We start from the raw sequence: 16,296 nt of genomic DNA, 5'->3' as shown, positions 1-16,296 counted from the left end.
GACCCGCCACACGCGCCCCCACCCACCGCGCCGTGCCCGCCCCTCAGTGCTCACCGTGCAGCTTGTCCAGCAGGTCGATGGCGGCATCGGCGATCACCGTCCCGGGTGGGAAGATCGCGGCTGCCCCTGCCTCCCGCAACGCGTCGAAGTCCTGCGGTGGAACCACGCCGCCCACGACGACCTGGATGTCGGCGCGGTCCAGCTCCGCGAGCTCGGCACGGAGCGCGGGAACGAGCGTGAGGTGCCCTGCCGCGAGCGAGGACACCCCGATCACGTGCACGTCGGCTTCCACAGCCTGGCGAGCCACCTCGGCAGGGGTGGAGAACAGCGGGCCGACGTCGACGTCGAAACCGATATCGGCGAAGGCTGTGGCGATCACCTTCTGGCCCCGGTCGTGACCGTCCTGCCCCATCTTCGCCACCAGGATGCGCGGGCGCCTGCCTTCCTCCTCCGCGAAAGCCTCCACCTTGTTCCTGGCCGCCTCCACGTGCGGAGACGAGCCAGCCTCGTCGCGGTACACACCGGAGATCGTACGGATCTGCCCGGAGTGCCTGCCCCAGATCCGTTCCAGCGCCTCGGAGATCTCACCGACGGTGGCCTTGGCACGCGCCGCGTCGATGGCCCTGGCGAGCAGGTTCGTCGACATGTCCGTGGAGTCCGCGGACGCCTCCCCCGCGGCGGTCAGCGCGCGCAACGCCTCGCCGACGGCATCGTCGTCCCGCTCCGCGCGCAGCCTGTGCAGCTTGTCCAGCTGCTGCGCCCGTACCTCCGCGTTGTCGACCTGGCGCACGTCGATCTGCTCGGAGTCCTCCCCCTCCGGCAGCCGGTGGGTGTTCACGCCGATCACCGGTTGCCTGCCGGAGTCGATCCGCGCCTGCGTGCGTGCGGCCGCCTCCTCGATACGCATCTTGGGGATACCGGCCTCGATCGCCTTGGCCATGCCTCCCGCGGCCTCGACCTCCTCGATATGCGCCCAGGCACGGCGGGCGAGGTCGTAGGTGAGCCGCTCGACGAAGTGGCTGCCACCCCACGGGTCGACGACGCTTGTCGTTCCGGACTCGTGCTGCAGGAGCAGCTGGGTGTTGCGCGCGATCCGTGCCGAGAAGTCCGTCGGCAGCGCCAGCGCCTCGTCGAGGGCATTGGTGTGCAGCGACTGGGTGTGTCCCTGCGTGGCGGCCATCGCCTCGACGCAGGTACGCGTGACGTTGTTGAACACGTCCTGGGCGGTCAGCGACCAGCCGGAGGTCTGGCTGTGCGTGCGCAGGCTCAGCGACTTCTCCGAGGAGGGGCCGAACTGCTTGACGAGCTTGGCCCACAGCAGCCGCGCTGCCCGCATCTTGGCGACCTCGGTGAAGAAGTTCATCCCGATCGCCCAGAAGAACGACAGCCGGGGCGCGAACGAGTCGATGTCCAGCCCGGCATCGCGTCCCGCGCGGATGTACTCGACACCGTCGGCGAGGGTGTAGGCCAGCTCCAGGTCAGCGGTCGCCCCGGCCTCCTGCATGTGGTACCCGGAGATGGAGATCGAGTTGAACCGCGGCATGCGCTGCGAGGTGTAGGCGAAGATGTCCGAGATGATCCGCATGGACGCCTGTGGCGGGTAGATGTAGGTGTTGCGGACCATGAACTCTTTGAGGATGTCGTTCTGGATCGTGCCTGCCAGCTGCTCGGGCGCCACACCCTGCTCCTCGGCAGCCACCACGTACAGCGCCATCACCGGCAGCACCGCGCCGTTCATCGTCATCGACACGCTCATCCTGTCGAGCGGTATGCCGTCGAAGAGCTGGCGCATGTCGTAGATCGAGTCGATGGCCACGCCCGCCATACCCACGTCCCCGGAGACCCGGGGGTGGTCGGAGTCGTACCCGCGATGGGTGGCCAGATCGAAGGCCACCGAGAGTCCCTTCTGCCCGGCAGCGAGGTTGCGCCGGTAGAACGCGTTGGACTCCTCGGCGGTGGAGAACCCCGCGTACTGCCGCACCGTCCACGGCTGGTTGACATACATCGTCGGGTAGGGACCGCGCAGGAACGGTGCGATACCGGGATAGCCGTCCAGGAAGTCCAGGTCCGCGGTGTCCTGCTCGTCGTACACCGGCTTGATCGAGATACCCTCCGGCGTCTCCCACTCGAGCGCGTCGGCGTCCTTACCGGTGTTGGCCTGCACCGCGGCCGCCCAGTCGCCGGCATCCCCGCCTTCCGGCGTGCCGAGGGGGATCTCGCTGAAGTCGGGGACGCGCCGGGCGTCGCCTGCGCCGGCTTCGGTCTCAGTCATCGGGCCACTCCCAACGTGTCCAGGGTCGCGGTGAGGACGCCGAGCGCGTCACAGCCGGTGTGCACGAACTCGGTGACCCCTGCGCGCCGGTGCTGCTCGTCCGGTTTGCCGGCGAGCAGCACAGCCTCGGCTCCCGCCGCGCGCAGCGCCTCGACCACCGCACCTGCCTGCTCGCGGTAGGCGGAGTCGGTCCCGCACAGGCACACCGCCGCCGTCTCGCTGCGCGTGTAGGCCGCGACCAGCTCCTCGATCGTCGCCGTCTCCCCGGGATCGACCGCCTCGATGCCGCCTGCCTCGAAGAGGTTGGCGGCGAACGCCGCCCGCGCGGTGTGCGCGGCGAGCGGGCCGAGCGTCGCGAGGAAGACCCGCGGACGCCTGCCGTGCGTGGCCAGGTGCGCGTCCGAACGGTCCCGCAGCTCCTCGTAGGCCTGCGCGTACCGGCGTCTCGGCAGCCCGCCGGACCGGTCCGTGCTTTCCGGCCATGGTTCGCGCCGCACCGGCTCCTCACCGAGCAGCGGGTACTCGCTCACCCCCGTGATCGGGTCGTCCCGCGTCGCCAGCCGCGCGGACCGCTGCTGCCAGGTTCGCTCGAGCCGCTCGGCCACGAAGCCGGAGTCCAGTGCGGCCTCGATACCGCCCGCGGCCTCGATCGCCTGGAACTCCTGCCATGCCGCGTGCGCGAGGGCGTCGGTCAGGCTCTCCACGTACCAGGAACCGCCCGCCGGGTCGGTGACACCGGCCAGTTTGGACTCGGCGAACAGGATCGAGCTCGTGTTGCGCGCGATCCGCCGTGCGAAGCCGTCCGGCTTGCCGATGGCGGCGTCGAAGGGCTGCACGGTGATCGCGTTGGCGCCGCCGACAGCGGCCGCGAAGCAGGCCACGGTCCCGCGCAGCATGTTCACCCACGGGTCGCGGGTGGTCAGCGACGCAGGGGACGTCACGGCATGCTGGCGCTGGGCGGCCGCGGACGAGCTCACGCCGCAGACCTCGCACACCCGCGCCCACATCCGCCGCGCGGCGCGTAGCTTGGCGATGGTCAGGAACTGGTCGGTACTTGCCGCGTAGCGGAACTCGAGCTGGGCCGCCGCGGCATCCGGGGGCAACCCCGCAGCGGTCAGGGCCCGCAGGTACGCGACGGCGCCCGCCATCGACGCACCGAGCTCCTGGGCGTCGGAACCGCCCGCCTCGTGGTACGGCAACGCGTCCACCGTGATCGCGCGCACGTGCTCGTAGGTGCCGGACACGCGCAACGCCAGCTCCACGGCCTGGGAGATGTCGTGTGCCCGGCCCGTGCCGGCGCGCAGCCCCACCGGGTCGGCACCGAGCGTGCCGACCGCCGTGCTCGCCGGGATGTCCTGATCGGCGAAGAGCTCGAGCAGGGCCTCGGCGGCGGCCGGGTAGTCCGCACCCGCGTCGAGGACCACGGGGGCGAGGTCGATGTGCACGCCGGCCAGCGCGTCGGCGAGGGAGTCGAGCGGGACGGCGTCACCGCCTGCCGTTCCGGTCCGCAGCCAGATCGAGTTGGCCCCGTTCTCCAGGTCGGCCAGTATGGCGCGGTTGGTCGCGGCGACGTCCGGATCGGCGTGCCGCACCCGGGTGTCCCACCCCGTCACCACCCTGCCTTCGGGCTGGTCGCCCCGGATGTACGGGGGCAACCCCGGCAGCCCTGGCTCACCCGCGCTCGCCGGAACGTCCTCCGCCGTGTACAGCGGGTCCCTGGCGATACCGTCGTAGGTGGTGCTGATCAGCAGGCGTTCGGGCTCGGCCGGCGCGGACTCCGCGTCGAGCATGCCGGTCTTGCGGAGCGCGGCAGCCACCTGTTCCCGCCACTGCTCACGGGTCGGGGTCGGGAACTCGCCGCCAAGGGTGAGTTCCTCTGGCGCGGACGACGTTGTCATAACTCGCCATGCTAAAGCCAAACGCACGCGACACGATGTGACGCGGGTCGCCCTCGCGCGACTCGATCGGGCCACGTTCCGGTGCATTCGACCTCGTCAGCTCGGACACAGCGAGCTGCGTCCGACACAATACGTGTGTGGCATCGCACGATTCAGGTCCCGCGGGCGGGAGCGCCGGCGAGCCTCTCGTCGTCGCGGACCGCTACCGCCTGCACGTCCCGCTCGGCACCGGGGCGATGGGCACCGTGTGGTCGGCCTTCGACGACTTCCTGCATCGATGGGTGGCCGTCAAGCTCGTGTACCTCGAGCACGCCCTACCCGCCGAGACGGCTGAGCGGATGCGGCAGCGCACGCTGCGCGAGGCCCGCGCCGTCGCTGGGATCAGCCACCCCAACGTGATCACCCTGCACGACGTGGTCACCTCCGGCGGCGAGCCGTGCATCGTGATGGAGCTGCTACCGGCACGCAACCTCGCAGGGCTCATCGCCGACCTCGGGCCGCTGTCGGTGCCACAGGTCGCCACGGTCGCCGACGCGGTCGCCGCGGCGTTGGAGGCAGCGGAGGCCGCAGGGGTCACCCACCGCGACGTCAAACCCGGCAACGTGCTGGTCTGCCGGGACGGCAGGGCCAAGCTCACCGACTTCGGGATCGCCGCGCACGCCACCGACGCGGCGCGGGACAGCGGGCACCTCCTGCTCGGCTCCCCCGCGTACATGGCCCCCGAGGTCGCCTCCGGGCACGGCGCGGGCCCGGAGGCCGACCTGTGGGGACTCGGCGCGACCGTGTTCGCCGCGCTGTCCGGGCACCCGCCGTACGACGAGGCCGACGACGCCATGGCGACGGTCCGCGCGGTTTCGCACGACCCCGTACCGCGGCTGCCGGACGGCCCTCTCTCCGACATCGTCACCGCGCTGATGCAGAAGGACCCCCGGCTCCGGCCGAGACCGCCCGAGGTTCGGCAGGCACTCGCCGCCCACCGAGCCGCGCCCGGCGCGCAGCTGTTCCAGGAATCGTTGTTTCCGCACACGGGAGTCGGGGCCGACGGTGCTCCGGAGGGTGCCGGGCCGCCCGGCGCTGCGCGCGGCGCAGGTGCCACCCCGGACTCCCCGCAGGAGGAGGCCGCCCCCGAGCCGGCGGCGCCGCTGGCAACCGACCCCGGGCCGTTGCCGTTCCGCGAGCGGGACACGGCCAGCACCGGCGGTCCGGCGACCTCGGTGGCGCTCGCCGTGGCGGCCGTGCTGCTGTTCTGCCTGTCCGCCTTGGCAGGCACCGCAGCCACACGCTGGACAGCAGGTGCCGAGATCCTGCCTGCCACCGCGCTCGGCGGCGGGGCAGGCGACGGTTCCACCGGCGAGTACGCCTACCGGTACGGCAGCCGCACGGGAAACGCGGGCAGCACGAGCGGGGCCGGTGCTGCACCGTTCACCGTCCCCGTCCCGCAGGGGTGGGCCACCTTCGTGAGCAGGCACGACTTCCGCGAGCTACCGGCGAGCACCCGGACCGAGTACGTCTCCGGCGACGGAGCCGCCGTCATCACGGTCGAGCGTTTCCCGGACTACTTCGTCCATTACGAACTCGACGACTACCTCGACGAGCTCCATACGGAGGTGCACAGGGGAGGCATCGAGCTCGGTACGCGGGAAGTCGTGGATCCGCCCGAAGGCACAGAAGCGTCGACGGCCGTATGCTACCGCGTTCCTGCCGACGGCGACCACGAAGCGCATGTACCGAGGCGCACCACGACAGCCCACCTCGCACGATCCGGCAACGAGATGTGGCTGGTCGGCGTGACCGTGCCCACCCGCGACGAGGACGCCGGGCACCGGATGCTGACCGAACGGGTCGCGCCGGGCTTCACGGTGCTCGGCTGACGCGCGGCGACCGCACGGGCCCGGCGCCCGCATGCTGCCTCCGTGCCGGTAGCCGCACTCGAGAGCCTGCGACCGGGAAGCCTTGCACTCCGTAGCACAATAGCGAAAAATCACCTGACTGAGTGATCAATGGAACGATATGGGGGCACGCACCGTGAGTGGACGACATCGCTCCGGCCCGCGCGCACGGCGGCGTACCGGGACGATCGCGGCGGCGGTCTCCGGCCTCGTCGCGGCTCTCGTCGCGGCCGCGGGGCTGGCCTGGGGAGTCTTCGACGGGCCAGGCTGCGGCGGCGACGAGCCGTTCATCGTGGATGCGGCCCCGAGCATCGCGCCCGCTCTCACCGAGTTCGCCGAAGAGGACCTCCCGGACGCGGACGGAAAGGCAGCCTGTCTCGACCCCGAGATCCGTGCCACCGAGCCGGCGTCGGTGGCCGGGGCCTACCACGCCGACAACGGGGGCCCGGACCACGCCGGGGACGGCAGCACCGCCCTGTGGATCCCCGACTCCACGCTCTGGCTCAAACGAACCCACGCCGAGGACGAGTCCGTACCCGAGCACGGCTCCTCGATAGCGACCAGCCCGGTCGTGCTGGCGACAACCGACGAGCACGCGAGCGACGTCGGGTGGCCGGATGAGCAGCTCACCTGGACCCGCGTACTCCACGAGGACGCCGTGCCCGGCGCTGTGGACCCCAACGCCAGCGCCGCCTCGCTGATCGCGGTGATGAGCATCGGCGCGCACGACTGGGACGACGGCACCCGCACACGCATCGTGCAGGCGATGGCCAAGCACGCGATCGCGCCATCGGACAACCCGTTCAACCGGCTTCCAGGAGGAGGAACGGAGCCCACAGTCGACGCCTTCCCCACAAGCGAACAGCAGGTGATCCCCGGTACGCACGAGGAGAAGGACAGCCCGGCGCCGATCGTGACTGCCTACCCCGAGGTACCCACGCCGTGGCTGGACTACCCGGCCGTCGTGCTCGCCGACGGCGATGACGAGCGACGCGAGTCCGCCGAGCTGTTCCGCGACGCGTTGTTCAGTGAGGCCGCCGCCGAGCGGCTTGCCGCGCACGGCTTCCGCGACGTGGATGGCGTGCTCTCCGGGAACGCCATGGAGACGGCCACGGGGCACGCGGAATCCGATGCCGCCGTGAACCGGGCGGTGCGCACCGACGCAGGCCCCGTGGGACCGCCACCGAGCTCCGACCGCGCCGAGTCGGCCCTTGAGAAGTGGTCCACGGTGTCCAAGGAAGGCAGGATGCTTGTGGTGCTCGACGTGTCCGGCTCCATGAACGCCGCCGTCCCGGGCACCGAGGTCACCCGGATGGAAGCCACCGTGGACGCCGTCGCCCAGGGAATGCACCTGCTCCGGCCGGGCACCGATGTCTCCCACTGGGAGTTCGGTCACGAACTCGACGGTGACAAGCATCACAGGCTCCTGTCCCCGTGGCAGGAGGTGAGCACGCACCTCGCCGATGGTCTGCCGCAGAAGCTCGACGAGAAGGTTTCCGAGCCGGGCGGCCCCACAGCCCTGTACGACACCACGCTGGCCGCCTACGAGGAGATGCTCGACGCCCGCGACGAGGAACAGCTCAGTGTGATCATCATCTTCACCGACGGCGCGGACGAGAACCCGGACGGCATCTCACGGGAGGAGCTCCTCGCCGAGCTCGACTCGCACACCGGCGCCGGGAAGGCGGTGCCGGTCGTGTTCATCGGCCTCGGCACCGACGTAGACCCCGCGGAGCTGACGGAGATATCCGAGATCACCGGCGGTGAGGTGTTCCTCTCGGAGCAGATCGGCGACCTCGAGGAGATCTTCTTCGACTCGCTGTCCGCCCTTGCCTGCGATACTCCTGGGTGTTGACCGGAAAGGTCGGTACCGACCGGCAGCGACCGGCACAGCCGGTCGGTACGGGCGGTCGGTACGGGCGGTCGGTACGGGCGGCCGGTACGGGCGGCCGGTACGGGCGAGAAGCGGAAGGAGTCTGCTATCAGCGAGGAGTACGTGCACGAGGACCCCGCCCGGCAGGCGGCGGGCGCGGCGAGCGAGATCGCGGCTCGGACCGGTCGGCAGGCGCACGATGTGGCTGTCGTGCTCGGCTCAGGCTGGCGCCCCGCCGCCGACGTGCTCGGTGAACCGGACGCCGAGCTCGATCTTGGTGACCTGGCGGGCTTCGCCGAGCCGGGAGCCGTCGGGCACGCCGGAACGCTTCGCTCACTTCGGATCGGGGGGCGAAGCGTCCTCGTGTTGCTCGGCCGCACCCACCTCTACGAGGGCAAGGGCATCGAACCGGTGGTCCACGGCGTGCGTACGGCCGCGGCGACCGGCGTCGGCACCGTGTTGCTCACCAACGCGGCAGGCGGGCTCGATGAGGACCACGAGGTCGGCCAGCCGGTCCTGATCAGCGACCACCTCAACCTCACCGCGCGGTCCCCACTGACGGGCGCGTCGTTCGTCGACCTCACCGACCTCTACTCACCTCGCTTGCGCGAGCACGCCAGGCGGATCGACCCCACGTTGCGCGAGGGCGTCTACGCGGGCCTTCCCGGCCCGCACTTCGAGACCCCCGCGGAGATCCGGATGCTGCGCACGATGGGGGCGGACCTGGTCGGGATGTCCACCGTGCTCGAGGCCATCGCCTGTCGAGCCGCCGGGGTCGAGGTGTTCGGGCTGTCGCTTGTGACCAACGCCGCGGCCGGGATCACCGGGCAGCCGCTCGACCACGAGGAGGTACTCGCGGCGGGACAGGCCTCCGCCAGGCGGATGGGCGAGCTGCTCGTCGAGCTGATCTCGGCGACGTGATGGCACCGGACCCTGGCGTGCTCGAGGCCGCCCGCCGATGGGCGGCAGGCGACGTCGACGAGCGCTGCCGCGCCGAGCTGCACGACCTGGCCGACCGGGCCGCGTCCGGGGACACCGAAGCCGCCGCGGAGCTCGACGACCGGATGTCCGGACCGCTGACGTTCGGCACTGCCGGCCTGCGCGGCCCGCTCCGCGCGGGCCCGAACGGCATAAACAGGGCCGTGGTGGCCCGCACCACAGCGGGCGTCGCCAGGTGGCTCGAGGAGCACGGGCACACCGGCGCGAGGGTGCTCGTCGGCAGGGACGCCCGGCACGGTTCCGCAGAGCTGGCCACCGAGGCCGCCGGCGTGCTCTGCGGGGCGGGCCTGACCGTCAGCGTGTTCGACGAACCGGTCCCCACGCCGGTGCTGGCATTCGCCGTCCGAGACCTCGGCGCGGCCGCGGGAATCCAGATCACCGCCTCGCACAACCCCGCGAGCGACAACGGCTACAAGCTCTACGACGCCTCCGGGGCGCAGATCGTCCCGCCCGCCGATGCGGAGATCTCCGCGTCGATCGAGGCGGCGCCGGAGGTCAGGAGCCTGACCCGGTCCCGTGCCTGGGACCGCCCCGACCCGGCCGTGGTCGACCGCTACGTCTCGCGTGCCGCCACGATGCCCCGCGGCACCGCACGCGGGATACGTGTCGCGCTCACCCCGCTGCACGGCGTCGGCGCGGACACCGCTGTCGCCGCGCTGCACCACGCCGGGTTCGACGACGTGGTCGTGGTTGCCGAGCAGGCCGAACCGGACCCCGACTTCCCGACCGTGCCCTACCCCAACCCCGAGGAAGCCGGGGCCTGCGACCGGTTGCTCGAGCTCGCAGCGTCCTGCCGGGCCGATCTCGCCGTCGCGCTCGACCCGGACGCCGACCGCTGTGCCCTCGGCATCCCGACCCGGCACGACTCGCACGACGTCTCCGGTGGTTTCCGCATGCTGACCGGGGACGAGACCGGGACGCTGCTCGGCGAGCACGTGCTCGCCTCGCTGGATCGCGCGCGGCATCCCGACCCGGTCGTCGCGACGACGATCGTGTCCTCCTCGGCGCTTGCTGCCCTCGCACGCGCACACCGGGCGAGCTACGCCGAGACGCTGACCGGGTTCAAGTGGCTGGTACGCGCCGCAGGCGGCGACAGGCTGGTCTACGCCTACGAGGAGGCCCTCGGGGTGTGCGCGGACCCTGCAGCCGTGCGGGACAAGGACGGCATCACCGCCGCGGTTCTCGCGGCCGACCTCGCCGCGTCCCGGAAAGCGGCAGGCTCGTCGATCGGGCAGATGCTCGACGAGCTGGCCACCGAGCACGGCGTATACCTGACCGCCCCCGTCACGGTACGGGTGCGCTCCTCCCGGGAGCTTCCGGGAATCATGCGGCAGTTGCGGTCCGACCCGCCGCGACAGCTCGCCGGGCGTACGGTCACCATCGACGACCTGCTTCCCGGGTCCGACACGCTGCGCCTGACCGGGGCGGGCGTCCGCGTCGTCGTGCGCCCGTCCGGCACCGAACCCAAGATCAAGGCCTACCTCGAGGTAGTCGAACCGCCCCCTGAGCAGGGCTCACCCGAGGCTCTGCAGCAGGCACGGCGTGTTGCGGCGAACGCCCTCTCGGCTCTGCACGCGGACACCCGCGCGCTGCTCGAGGGCTGAGCGAGCCACCCGCTCACCCGCCGGGGTACGCGGGCCGCGCTCCACGCGGCAACGTCGTGGTGCACAGTGAGGTCATGTCCACTATGTTGATCGTGCACCACACCCCCTCACCGAACGTGCAGGCGATGTTCGAGGCCGTCGTGGACGGCGCGACCACCGACGAGATCGAGGGCGTGACGGTCGTACGCAGGCCGGCGCTCGCCGCGACGGCGTCCGATGTGCTCGAGGCCGACGGTTACCTGCTCGGCACGACCGCGAACCTCGGCTACATGGCCGGGGCGCTCAAGCACTTCTTCGACCAGATCTACTATCCCTGCCTGGACGCCACGAGGGGGAGGCCGTTCAGCTACTACGTGCACGGGGGCAGCGACACGTCGGGCACCACCCGCGGGATCGAGAGCATCATCACCGGGCTCGGGTGGGAGAAGGCGGCCGAGCCGGTGACCGTCACCGGCGAACCCGGCAATGAGGATCTCGATACGTGCTGGGAGCTGGGCGCCACGTTGGCCGCGAACGTCATGCCGTAGCGCGCGGTCTACCATGCGGGAATGCTGCAGCTTCGACAACGTGTCCGCCGCACGGCATGCCTGGTCGCCGCGACCGCGCTGGCCGCGGCGGCGTGCACATCGGACGACGAGGACCTGCCCGCCGCGGGCACGCTACTGGACGCCGCCGCCGACTCCGCCGGTGAGGTCACGAGCGCGCACTTCGCGTTGCAGGCCACCGGCGATGTGCCCGGACTGACCGTGCAGATGGTCGAGGGGGACCTGACGACCGACGGCGGGCCGTACGGGGCCGCGCAGGGCGTGGCCACCGTGTCGATGGGTGGTCAGCTGGTGGAGTCGGAGTTCGTGCTGCACGAGGAGTCCCTCTACCTGAAAGGCCCCACCGGAGGCTTCCAGGAGATCCCCGCCGACCGGGTCACCTCGATCTACGACCCGTCCGCCGTGCTCGACCCCGAGCGCGGCGTGGCCCACCTGCTCGACCAGGTGCGGGAGGCGGAGACAACCGGAACCGACACCGTCGACGGCACCGAGACCCACAGGGTGACCGGTACCGTGGAACACCAGGTCATCGACGAGCTGATACCCGGCGTCGAGTCCGACGCGGAGATCACTTTGTGGCTGGACGAGGAACGGGACCACCTTCCCGTCAAGGTCACGCTGTCCTTCCCGGAAGCGGGCGGCGACGAGACGCCGACCGTCGACGTCACGCTGTCCGAGGTCAACGAACCGGTCACGGTGAGTCCGCCCGAATGAGCCGGCCGCGAGGCAGCGAACACGAGGGGGCCACGCTGACCGCTCCGGAGGACGACCCGGCTGGACCCGTAGCAGGCTCGCGCCGTGCGCGGTCGGTCGCGATCGGTGCGGGCGGCATGGTCGTGCTCCTCGGTGCACTGGACACCTACGTGGTGATCGGCCTGTTCAACGAGATCATGGCGGACCTGCGGATCCCGCTGAACAGGTTGGAACGCCTCACCCCGGTCGTGACCGGTTTCCTGCTCGGTTACGTGGCCGCCATGCCGCTGCTCGGGCAGGCCTCCGACCGCTACGGCCGCAAGCGCGTACTGCAGATCTGCCTCGCCGCCTTCCTGGCGGGCTCTACGCTCACTGCTGTGGCCCCCACAGTGCCGGTGCTCGTGGCCGGGCGCGTGGTGCAGGGAGTCGCCAGCGGCGCGCTACTGCCGGTCACCATGGCACTTGCCGCCGACCTGTGGAGCAGGCACGGCCGCGCGGGCGTGCTCGGCGGTATCGGGGCTGCGCAGGAGCTCGGCGCGGTGCTGGGACCAGTGTACGGAGTCGCGCTCGCCGCACTGGCCGGGTGGCGCAGCGTGTTCTGGATGAACATCCCGCTGGCGATCCTCGCGATCGTGGCCGTGCACTACGCGTTGCCCGCGCCGCCCGGAAGGGACCGGTCGGTATCCGCAGGTAAGCCGCGTGTGGATGTGGTCGGCGGCGGGCTTCTCGCCGTGCTGCTCGGCCTGCTGGTGATCGGGCTGTACAACCCCGAACCCGGGGAGCAGGTCCTGCCAGAGCGGGGAGTGCCGCTGCTGGTCTGCGCGGGAGTGGCCCTTGTGGGGCTCGTGGCGTGGGAGTTGCGCGCACGCACCAAGCTGGTCGATACCGCAGGCGTGGCGATGCGGCCGTTCCTGTCCGGTCTCGCGGTCAGCGCGGCGGCGGGCACCGCGCTGATGGTCACGCTGGTCAACGTCGACCTGTTCGCCCAGTCGCTGCTCGGCAAGGGTGACACGGGGGCGATCATGCTCCTGCTCCGGTTCCTGCTCGCGCTTCCCGCGGGCGCCCTGCTCGGGGGGCTGCTCAGCTCCCGGCTCGGCGAGCGGTGGGTGGCGACGGCCGGCATGCTGATCGCCGCCTGCGGGTTCTGGCTGATGTCCGGCTGGCCCGCCGAGGTACTCGCTGCGCGGCACGAGCTCGCCGGTATCGCCCTACCCCGCCTGGACACGGACCTCGCGTTGGTCGGTCTCGGCCTCGGGCTCGTCATCGCGCCCGTCTCGGCGGCCGCGCTCCGGGTGGTTCCACCGCTGCAGCACGGCATCGCCTCCGCCGCGGTGGTCGTGGCGCGCATGACCGGCATGCTGGTCGGCCTGGCCACGCTGTCGGCGTGGGGGTTGTACCGGTTCCACAGCCTCACGGCCGATCTCGACGTCCCGGTCCGGCCCCTGTACCCCTCGCAGGAAGCCTTCGAGGCGGCCGAGGCCGCCTACACCGCGGCCGTCCGGGAGGCGTTGCTGACCCAGTACGGCGAGACCTTCGCTCTCACCGCGGTGATCTGCGTCGCGGGCGGAGCGCTCGCGCTGCTCATCGGTTCGTCCCGCGGGAGCGAACGCTCCGGCTGAGCCCGTGTCGGGCCCGTCAGCACCCCGTGTCGGGCCCACAGACGCACTGATCCCAACACGGACTGTCGGCGCACCCGACACGGGCTTTCGCAGTGCCCGACACGCGGGGTACGCGCGAGCCGATATCCTCGACGGGTACCGCACCCGACGAGAACTGGCCGAGGAATACCCGGTGACCGAGTACCAGCCGACCGCACCCTACCGGGGGACGCGCGATTTCCTGCCCGACGAGATGTCCGTGCGAACCCAGGTATTCCACCGGCTCTACGACGTCATCGAGCGCTTCGGTTTCCGGCGCTACGACGGGCCCCAGCTGGAGCCCGCGGAGATCTACGAGGCCAAGTCCGGCGAGGAGATCGCCAACCAGCAGCTGTACACGCTGACCGACCAGGGTGGGCGCAGGCTCGCGCTGCGCCCGGAGATGACCCCGTCCGCCGCGCGCATGGTCGCCGGTAACGCCGGCTCGCTGCAGTTCCCCGTGCGCTGGTACAGCCACCCGAACTGCCACCGCTACGAGCGCCCGCAGCGTGGCAGGGTGCGGGAGCACTGGCAGATCAACGTGGACATCTTCGGTTCCGAGGCCGCCGCCTGCGAGATCGAGATGTTCGAGCTCATCGACAGCATGATGCGCTCGCTCGGCGCCGACGAGGACACGTTCGTCATCCGCGTCAACGACCGCCAGTTGCTGTCCGCGGCCCTGACCGAGCTCGTCGGGGTACGGACCGACCAGCTCGGCGAGGTCTTCGCCCTGGTGGACCGCTGGGAGAAGTACGACAGCGAGCGCCTGGCCGCCGACGCCGCGGAGATCGGGCTGGACGACAAGCAGTTCGCCGGGCTCACCGATGTCCTCGGGGCCGGAACGTCCCTGCTCGACGAGCTACCGGACGAGGTCACCGGCAACTCCAACGTGGTGCGCGCCCTGCGTAGCAGCTCCGCCGACCTCATCCGCTTCGATCCGCACATCGTGCGGGGTCTCGCCTACTACACCTCTACCGTGTTCGAGGTCTTCGACACCTCGGGCAAGAACAACCGCGCCCTGTTCGGCGGCGGGCGCTACGCGGACCTGGCGGGCCTGTTCACCCCGAAGCAGATCCCGGGCATCGGGTTCGGCATGGGAGATGTCACGCTCTTCGACTTCCTCGACACCCACGGCCTCTCCCCCGCTCCCCGCGGCGAGGTCGACGTCGTGGTCATCCCGGTGACAGCCGAGCAGGACGACGCGGCGCGGACGGTCGCGCGCACCCTGCGCAGGGCCGGGCTGCGCACCTCGGTCCCGCTGGAGCCGCGCAAGCTCGGTAAGGAAATCACCCGCGCGGACCGGGCCGGCGCGCGCGCAGTCGTCATCGTCGGCGCCGAGGAGTGGCAGGACGGCACCGTGACCGTGCGCGACCTCGGCTCGGGTGACCAGCGACAGGTACCGCACGAGGAAGCGGCCGAGGCGATCAGCACGCTGCTCGGCGCCGACCGCTGATACCCGGCGTGGTGGCGAGCCGAAGGACCCCTTCGGCTCGATCTCGTCCGGGCGCTACCGGGGTCCGTACTGCCGGTCGCCGGCGTCCCCGAGGCCGGGAACGATGAACCCGGCGTCGTCCAGCCGCTCGTCGACGCTGGCGGTGACCACCCGGGCCGGCAGGTCGGACGCGCGTAGCCGCTCCACCCCCTCCGGCGCGGCCAGCGCGCACACCACGGTGATCTCCTCCGCGCCGCGTGCGGCCAGCAGCCCCACCGTGTACTCCATCGACCCGCCCGTGGCCAGCATCGGATCCAGCACGAACACGGGCTGCCCGGACAGGTCCCCGGGAAGCGATTCCATGTAGGGCTCGGGCCGCAGGGTCTCCTCGTCCCGCGCGAGCCCGACGAAGCCCATCTGCGCCTCCGGGATGAGCTGATGCGCGCGATCGGCCATACCCAGCCCTGCGCGCAGCACCGGCACCAGCAGCGGGGGCTGCGCGAGGCGGTAGCCGTCCGTCTCGACGAGCGGGGTCCGGATGCGCTCGGTGCGTAGCGGCGTACCGCGCACCGCCTCGTACACCAGCATCATGGTGAGGTCGTCCAGCGCGGCACGAAACGCCGCGTTGCCGGTACCGGCTTCACGCATGACGGACAGGCGCACCTTGGCCAGCGGGTGATCGATGACTGTGAGGTCCATGATTCCCAGACGGTAGCTGTGTTCGTGGTTCCGGCACACACCGGCGCCTGCGTGCCGTTAGACTCACACATCGTGGACGATCAGGACGGTGGCGCGGACCGAGGATATCTGCGTGCCTCCGACGCGGACCGGGAGCGGGTGGTCCGGCACCTGCAAACCGCCTTCAGCGAGGGCAGGCTGACGATGGTCGAGTTCGAGACGCGGGTGGAATCGGCGTACGCCGCCAGGACCTTCGCCGACCTCGAACCGCTCGCGGTGGACCTTCCGGGCGGTCGGCCGGGCGAAGCACCGGGAACCGACCTCGCTACAACGCCTGGCAAGCAGGCGTCCCGCACCGGCGGAGCGCCGGGTGATCTGATCGGCGGTACCCCTGGATCGACGACCTCGATCGCCGTCATGACCGGTACCGAGCGCAAGGGCCGCTGGGTGATACCGCCCCAGCACACAAGTTGCGCCTTCTGGGGTGGGGTGGTCATCGACCTGCGACAGGCGCGGTTCGCCGAACGGCACACCACGATCACGGCGGTGGCCATCATGGCAGGCATCGATATCATCGTGCCGGACGACATCCACGTCGAGGTCAACGGTATCGGCCTGATGGGAGCGTTCGAGAGCAGCGGGAACGAGGCAGAGGAACCCCTCGCCGACGGTCCCGTGCTGAATGTCAACGGACTGGCCTTCTGGGGCGGTGTCGAGATCAAGCGGCGTCCGAGGAGGAAGCGAGGCACGTTGCCGCCGGGCGAGGGCGACTAACG

At 71.1% G+C, this 16,296-nt stretch carries 12 protein-coding genes; 9 read left to right on the top strand and 3 right to left on the bottom strand.

Going from position 1 to position 16,296, the window contains the following annotated elements; genetic code table 11:
• Window positions 1-43: 43 nt before the first annotated feature.
• Window positions 44-2,272: a methylmalonyl-CoA mutase gene (gene scpA, locus CHB84_RS04570; RefSeq protein WP_089300219.1), complete on the bottom strand. Its 2,229-nt coding sequence runs from the start codon at window positions 2,270-2,272 to the stop codon at window positions 44-46.
• Window positions 2,269-4,170, bottom strand: a complete 1,902-nt coding sequence (locus tag CHB84_RS04565) for a methylmalonyl-CoA mutase family protein (RefSeq protein ID WP_089300218.1) — start codon at window positions 4,168-4,170, stop codon at window positions 2,269-2,271. Before CHB84_RS04565 ends, scpA begins: the two co-directional genes overlap by 4 nt.
• Window positions 4,171-4,307: 137 nt before the next feature.
• On the opposite strand from CHB84_RS04565, the gene CHB84_RS04560 reads away from it, so the two are divergent.
• The 8 genes from CHB84_RS04560 (at window position 4,308) to hisS (ending at window position 14,863) form a co-directional block, all read left to right on the top strand.
• Complete coding sequence (locus CHB84_RS04560; protein ID WP_089300217.1) at window positions 4,308-6,041, top strand: serine/threonine-protein kinase; 1,734 nt, start codon at window positions 4,308-4,310, stop codon at window positions 6,039-6,041.
• A 154-nt stretch (window positions 6,042-6,195) separates the two neighbouring features.
• Window positions 6,196-7,914 (top strand): substrate-binding domain-containing protein, encoded by a 1,719-nt coding sequence (locus CHB84_RS04555; RefSeq protein ID WP_176439775.1) that lies wholly within the window; start codon window positions 6,196-6,198, stop codon window positions 7,912-7,914.
• A gap of 141 nt (window positions 7,915-8,055) precedes the next feature.
• Window positions 8,056-8,853, top strand: coding sequence for a purine-nucleoside phosphorylase (locus CHB84_RS04550; protein ID WP_089300215.1), 798 nt, complete (start codon window positions 8,056-8,058; stop codon window positions 8,851-8,853).
• Entirely contained in the window at window positions 8,853-10,535 is a 1,683-nt protein-coding gene (locus CHB84_RS04545; protein WP_089300214.1) for a phospho-sugar mutase, read from the top strand. The genes CHB84_RS04550 and CHB84_RS04545 overlap by 1 nt, the downstream gene beginning before the upstream one ends.
• Before the next feature lie 74 nt (window positions 10,536-10,609).
• Window positions 10,610-11,062 carry a flavodoxin family protein gene (locus CHB84_RS04540; RefSeq protein WP_089300330.1) on the top strand — a complete coding sequence of 151 codons (453 nt, stop codon included), beginning with the start codon at window positions 10,610-10,612 and terminating at the stop codon, window positions 11,060-11,062.
• A gap of 21 nt (window positions 11,063-11,083) precedes the next feature.
• The gene (locus tag CHB84_RS04535) at window positions 11,084-11,794 is read left to right on the top strand and encodes an LppX_LprAFG lipoprotein (protein ID WP_089300213.1); all 711 of its coding nucleotides are present in this window, start codon (window positions 11,084-11,086) and stop codon (window positions 11,792-11,794) included.
• Complete coding sequence (locus CHB84_RS04530) at window positions 11,791-13,392, top strand: MFS transporter (protein ID WP_089300212.1); 1,602 nt, start codon at window positions 11,791-11,793, stop codon at window positions 13,390-13,392. Before CHB84_RS04535 ends, CHB84_RS04530 begins: the two co-directional genes overlap by 4 nt.
• A 172-nt stretch (window positions 13,393-13,564) precedes the next feature.
• Entirely contained in the window at window positions 13,565-14,863 is a 1,299-nt protein-coding gene (gene hisS / locus CHB84_RS04525) for a histidine--tRNA ligase (RefSeq protein WP_089300211.1), read from the top strand.
• Between the two features lie 54 nt (window positions 14,864-14,917).
• On the opposite strand, the gene upp is transcribed toward hisS, so the two are convergent.
• Window positions 14,918-15,541, bottom strand: coding sequence for a uracil phosphoribosyltransferase (gene upp / locus CHB84_RS04520; protein ID WP_089300210.1), 624 nt, complete (start codon window positions 15,539-15,541; stop codon window positions 14,918-14,920).
• A gap of 72 nt (window positions 15,542-15,613) precedes the next feature.
• On the opposite strand from upp, the gene CHB84_RS04515 reads away from it, so the two are divergent.
• Window positions 15,614-16,294, top strand: a complete 681-nt coding sequence (locus tag CHB84_RS04515; RefSeq protein WP_089300329.1) for a DUF1707 SHOCT-like domain-containing protein — start codon at window positions 15,614-15,616, stop codon at window positions 16,292-16,294.
• Window positions 16,295-16,296: the final 2 nt, after the last annotated feature.

The sequence above is a fragment of the Haloechinothrix alba genome (assembly GCF_900188115.1).
Classification (GTDB): Bacteria; Actinomycetota; Actinomycetes; order Mycobacteriales; family Pseudonocardiaceae; genus Haloechinothrix; species Haloechinothrix alba.
Note: the sequence above shows the minus strand (reverse complement) of the source record. Positions and strands in the feature narration are given on the sequence as shown.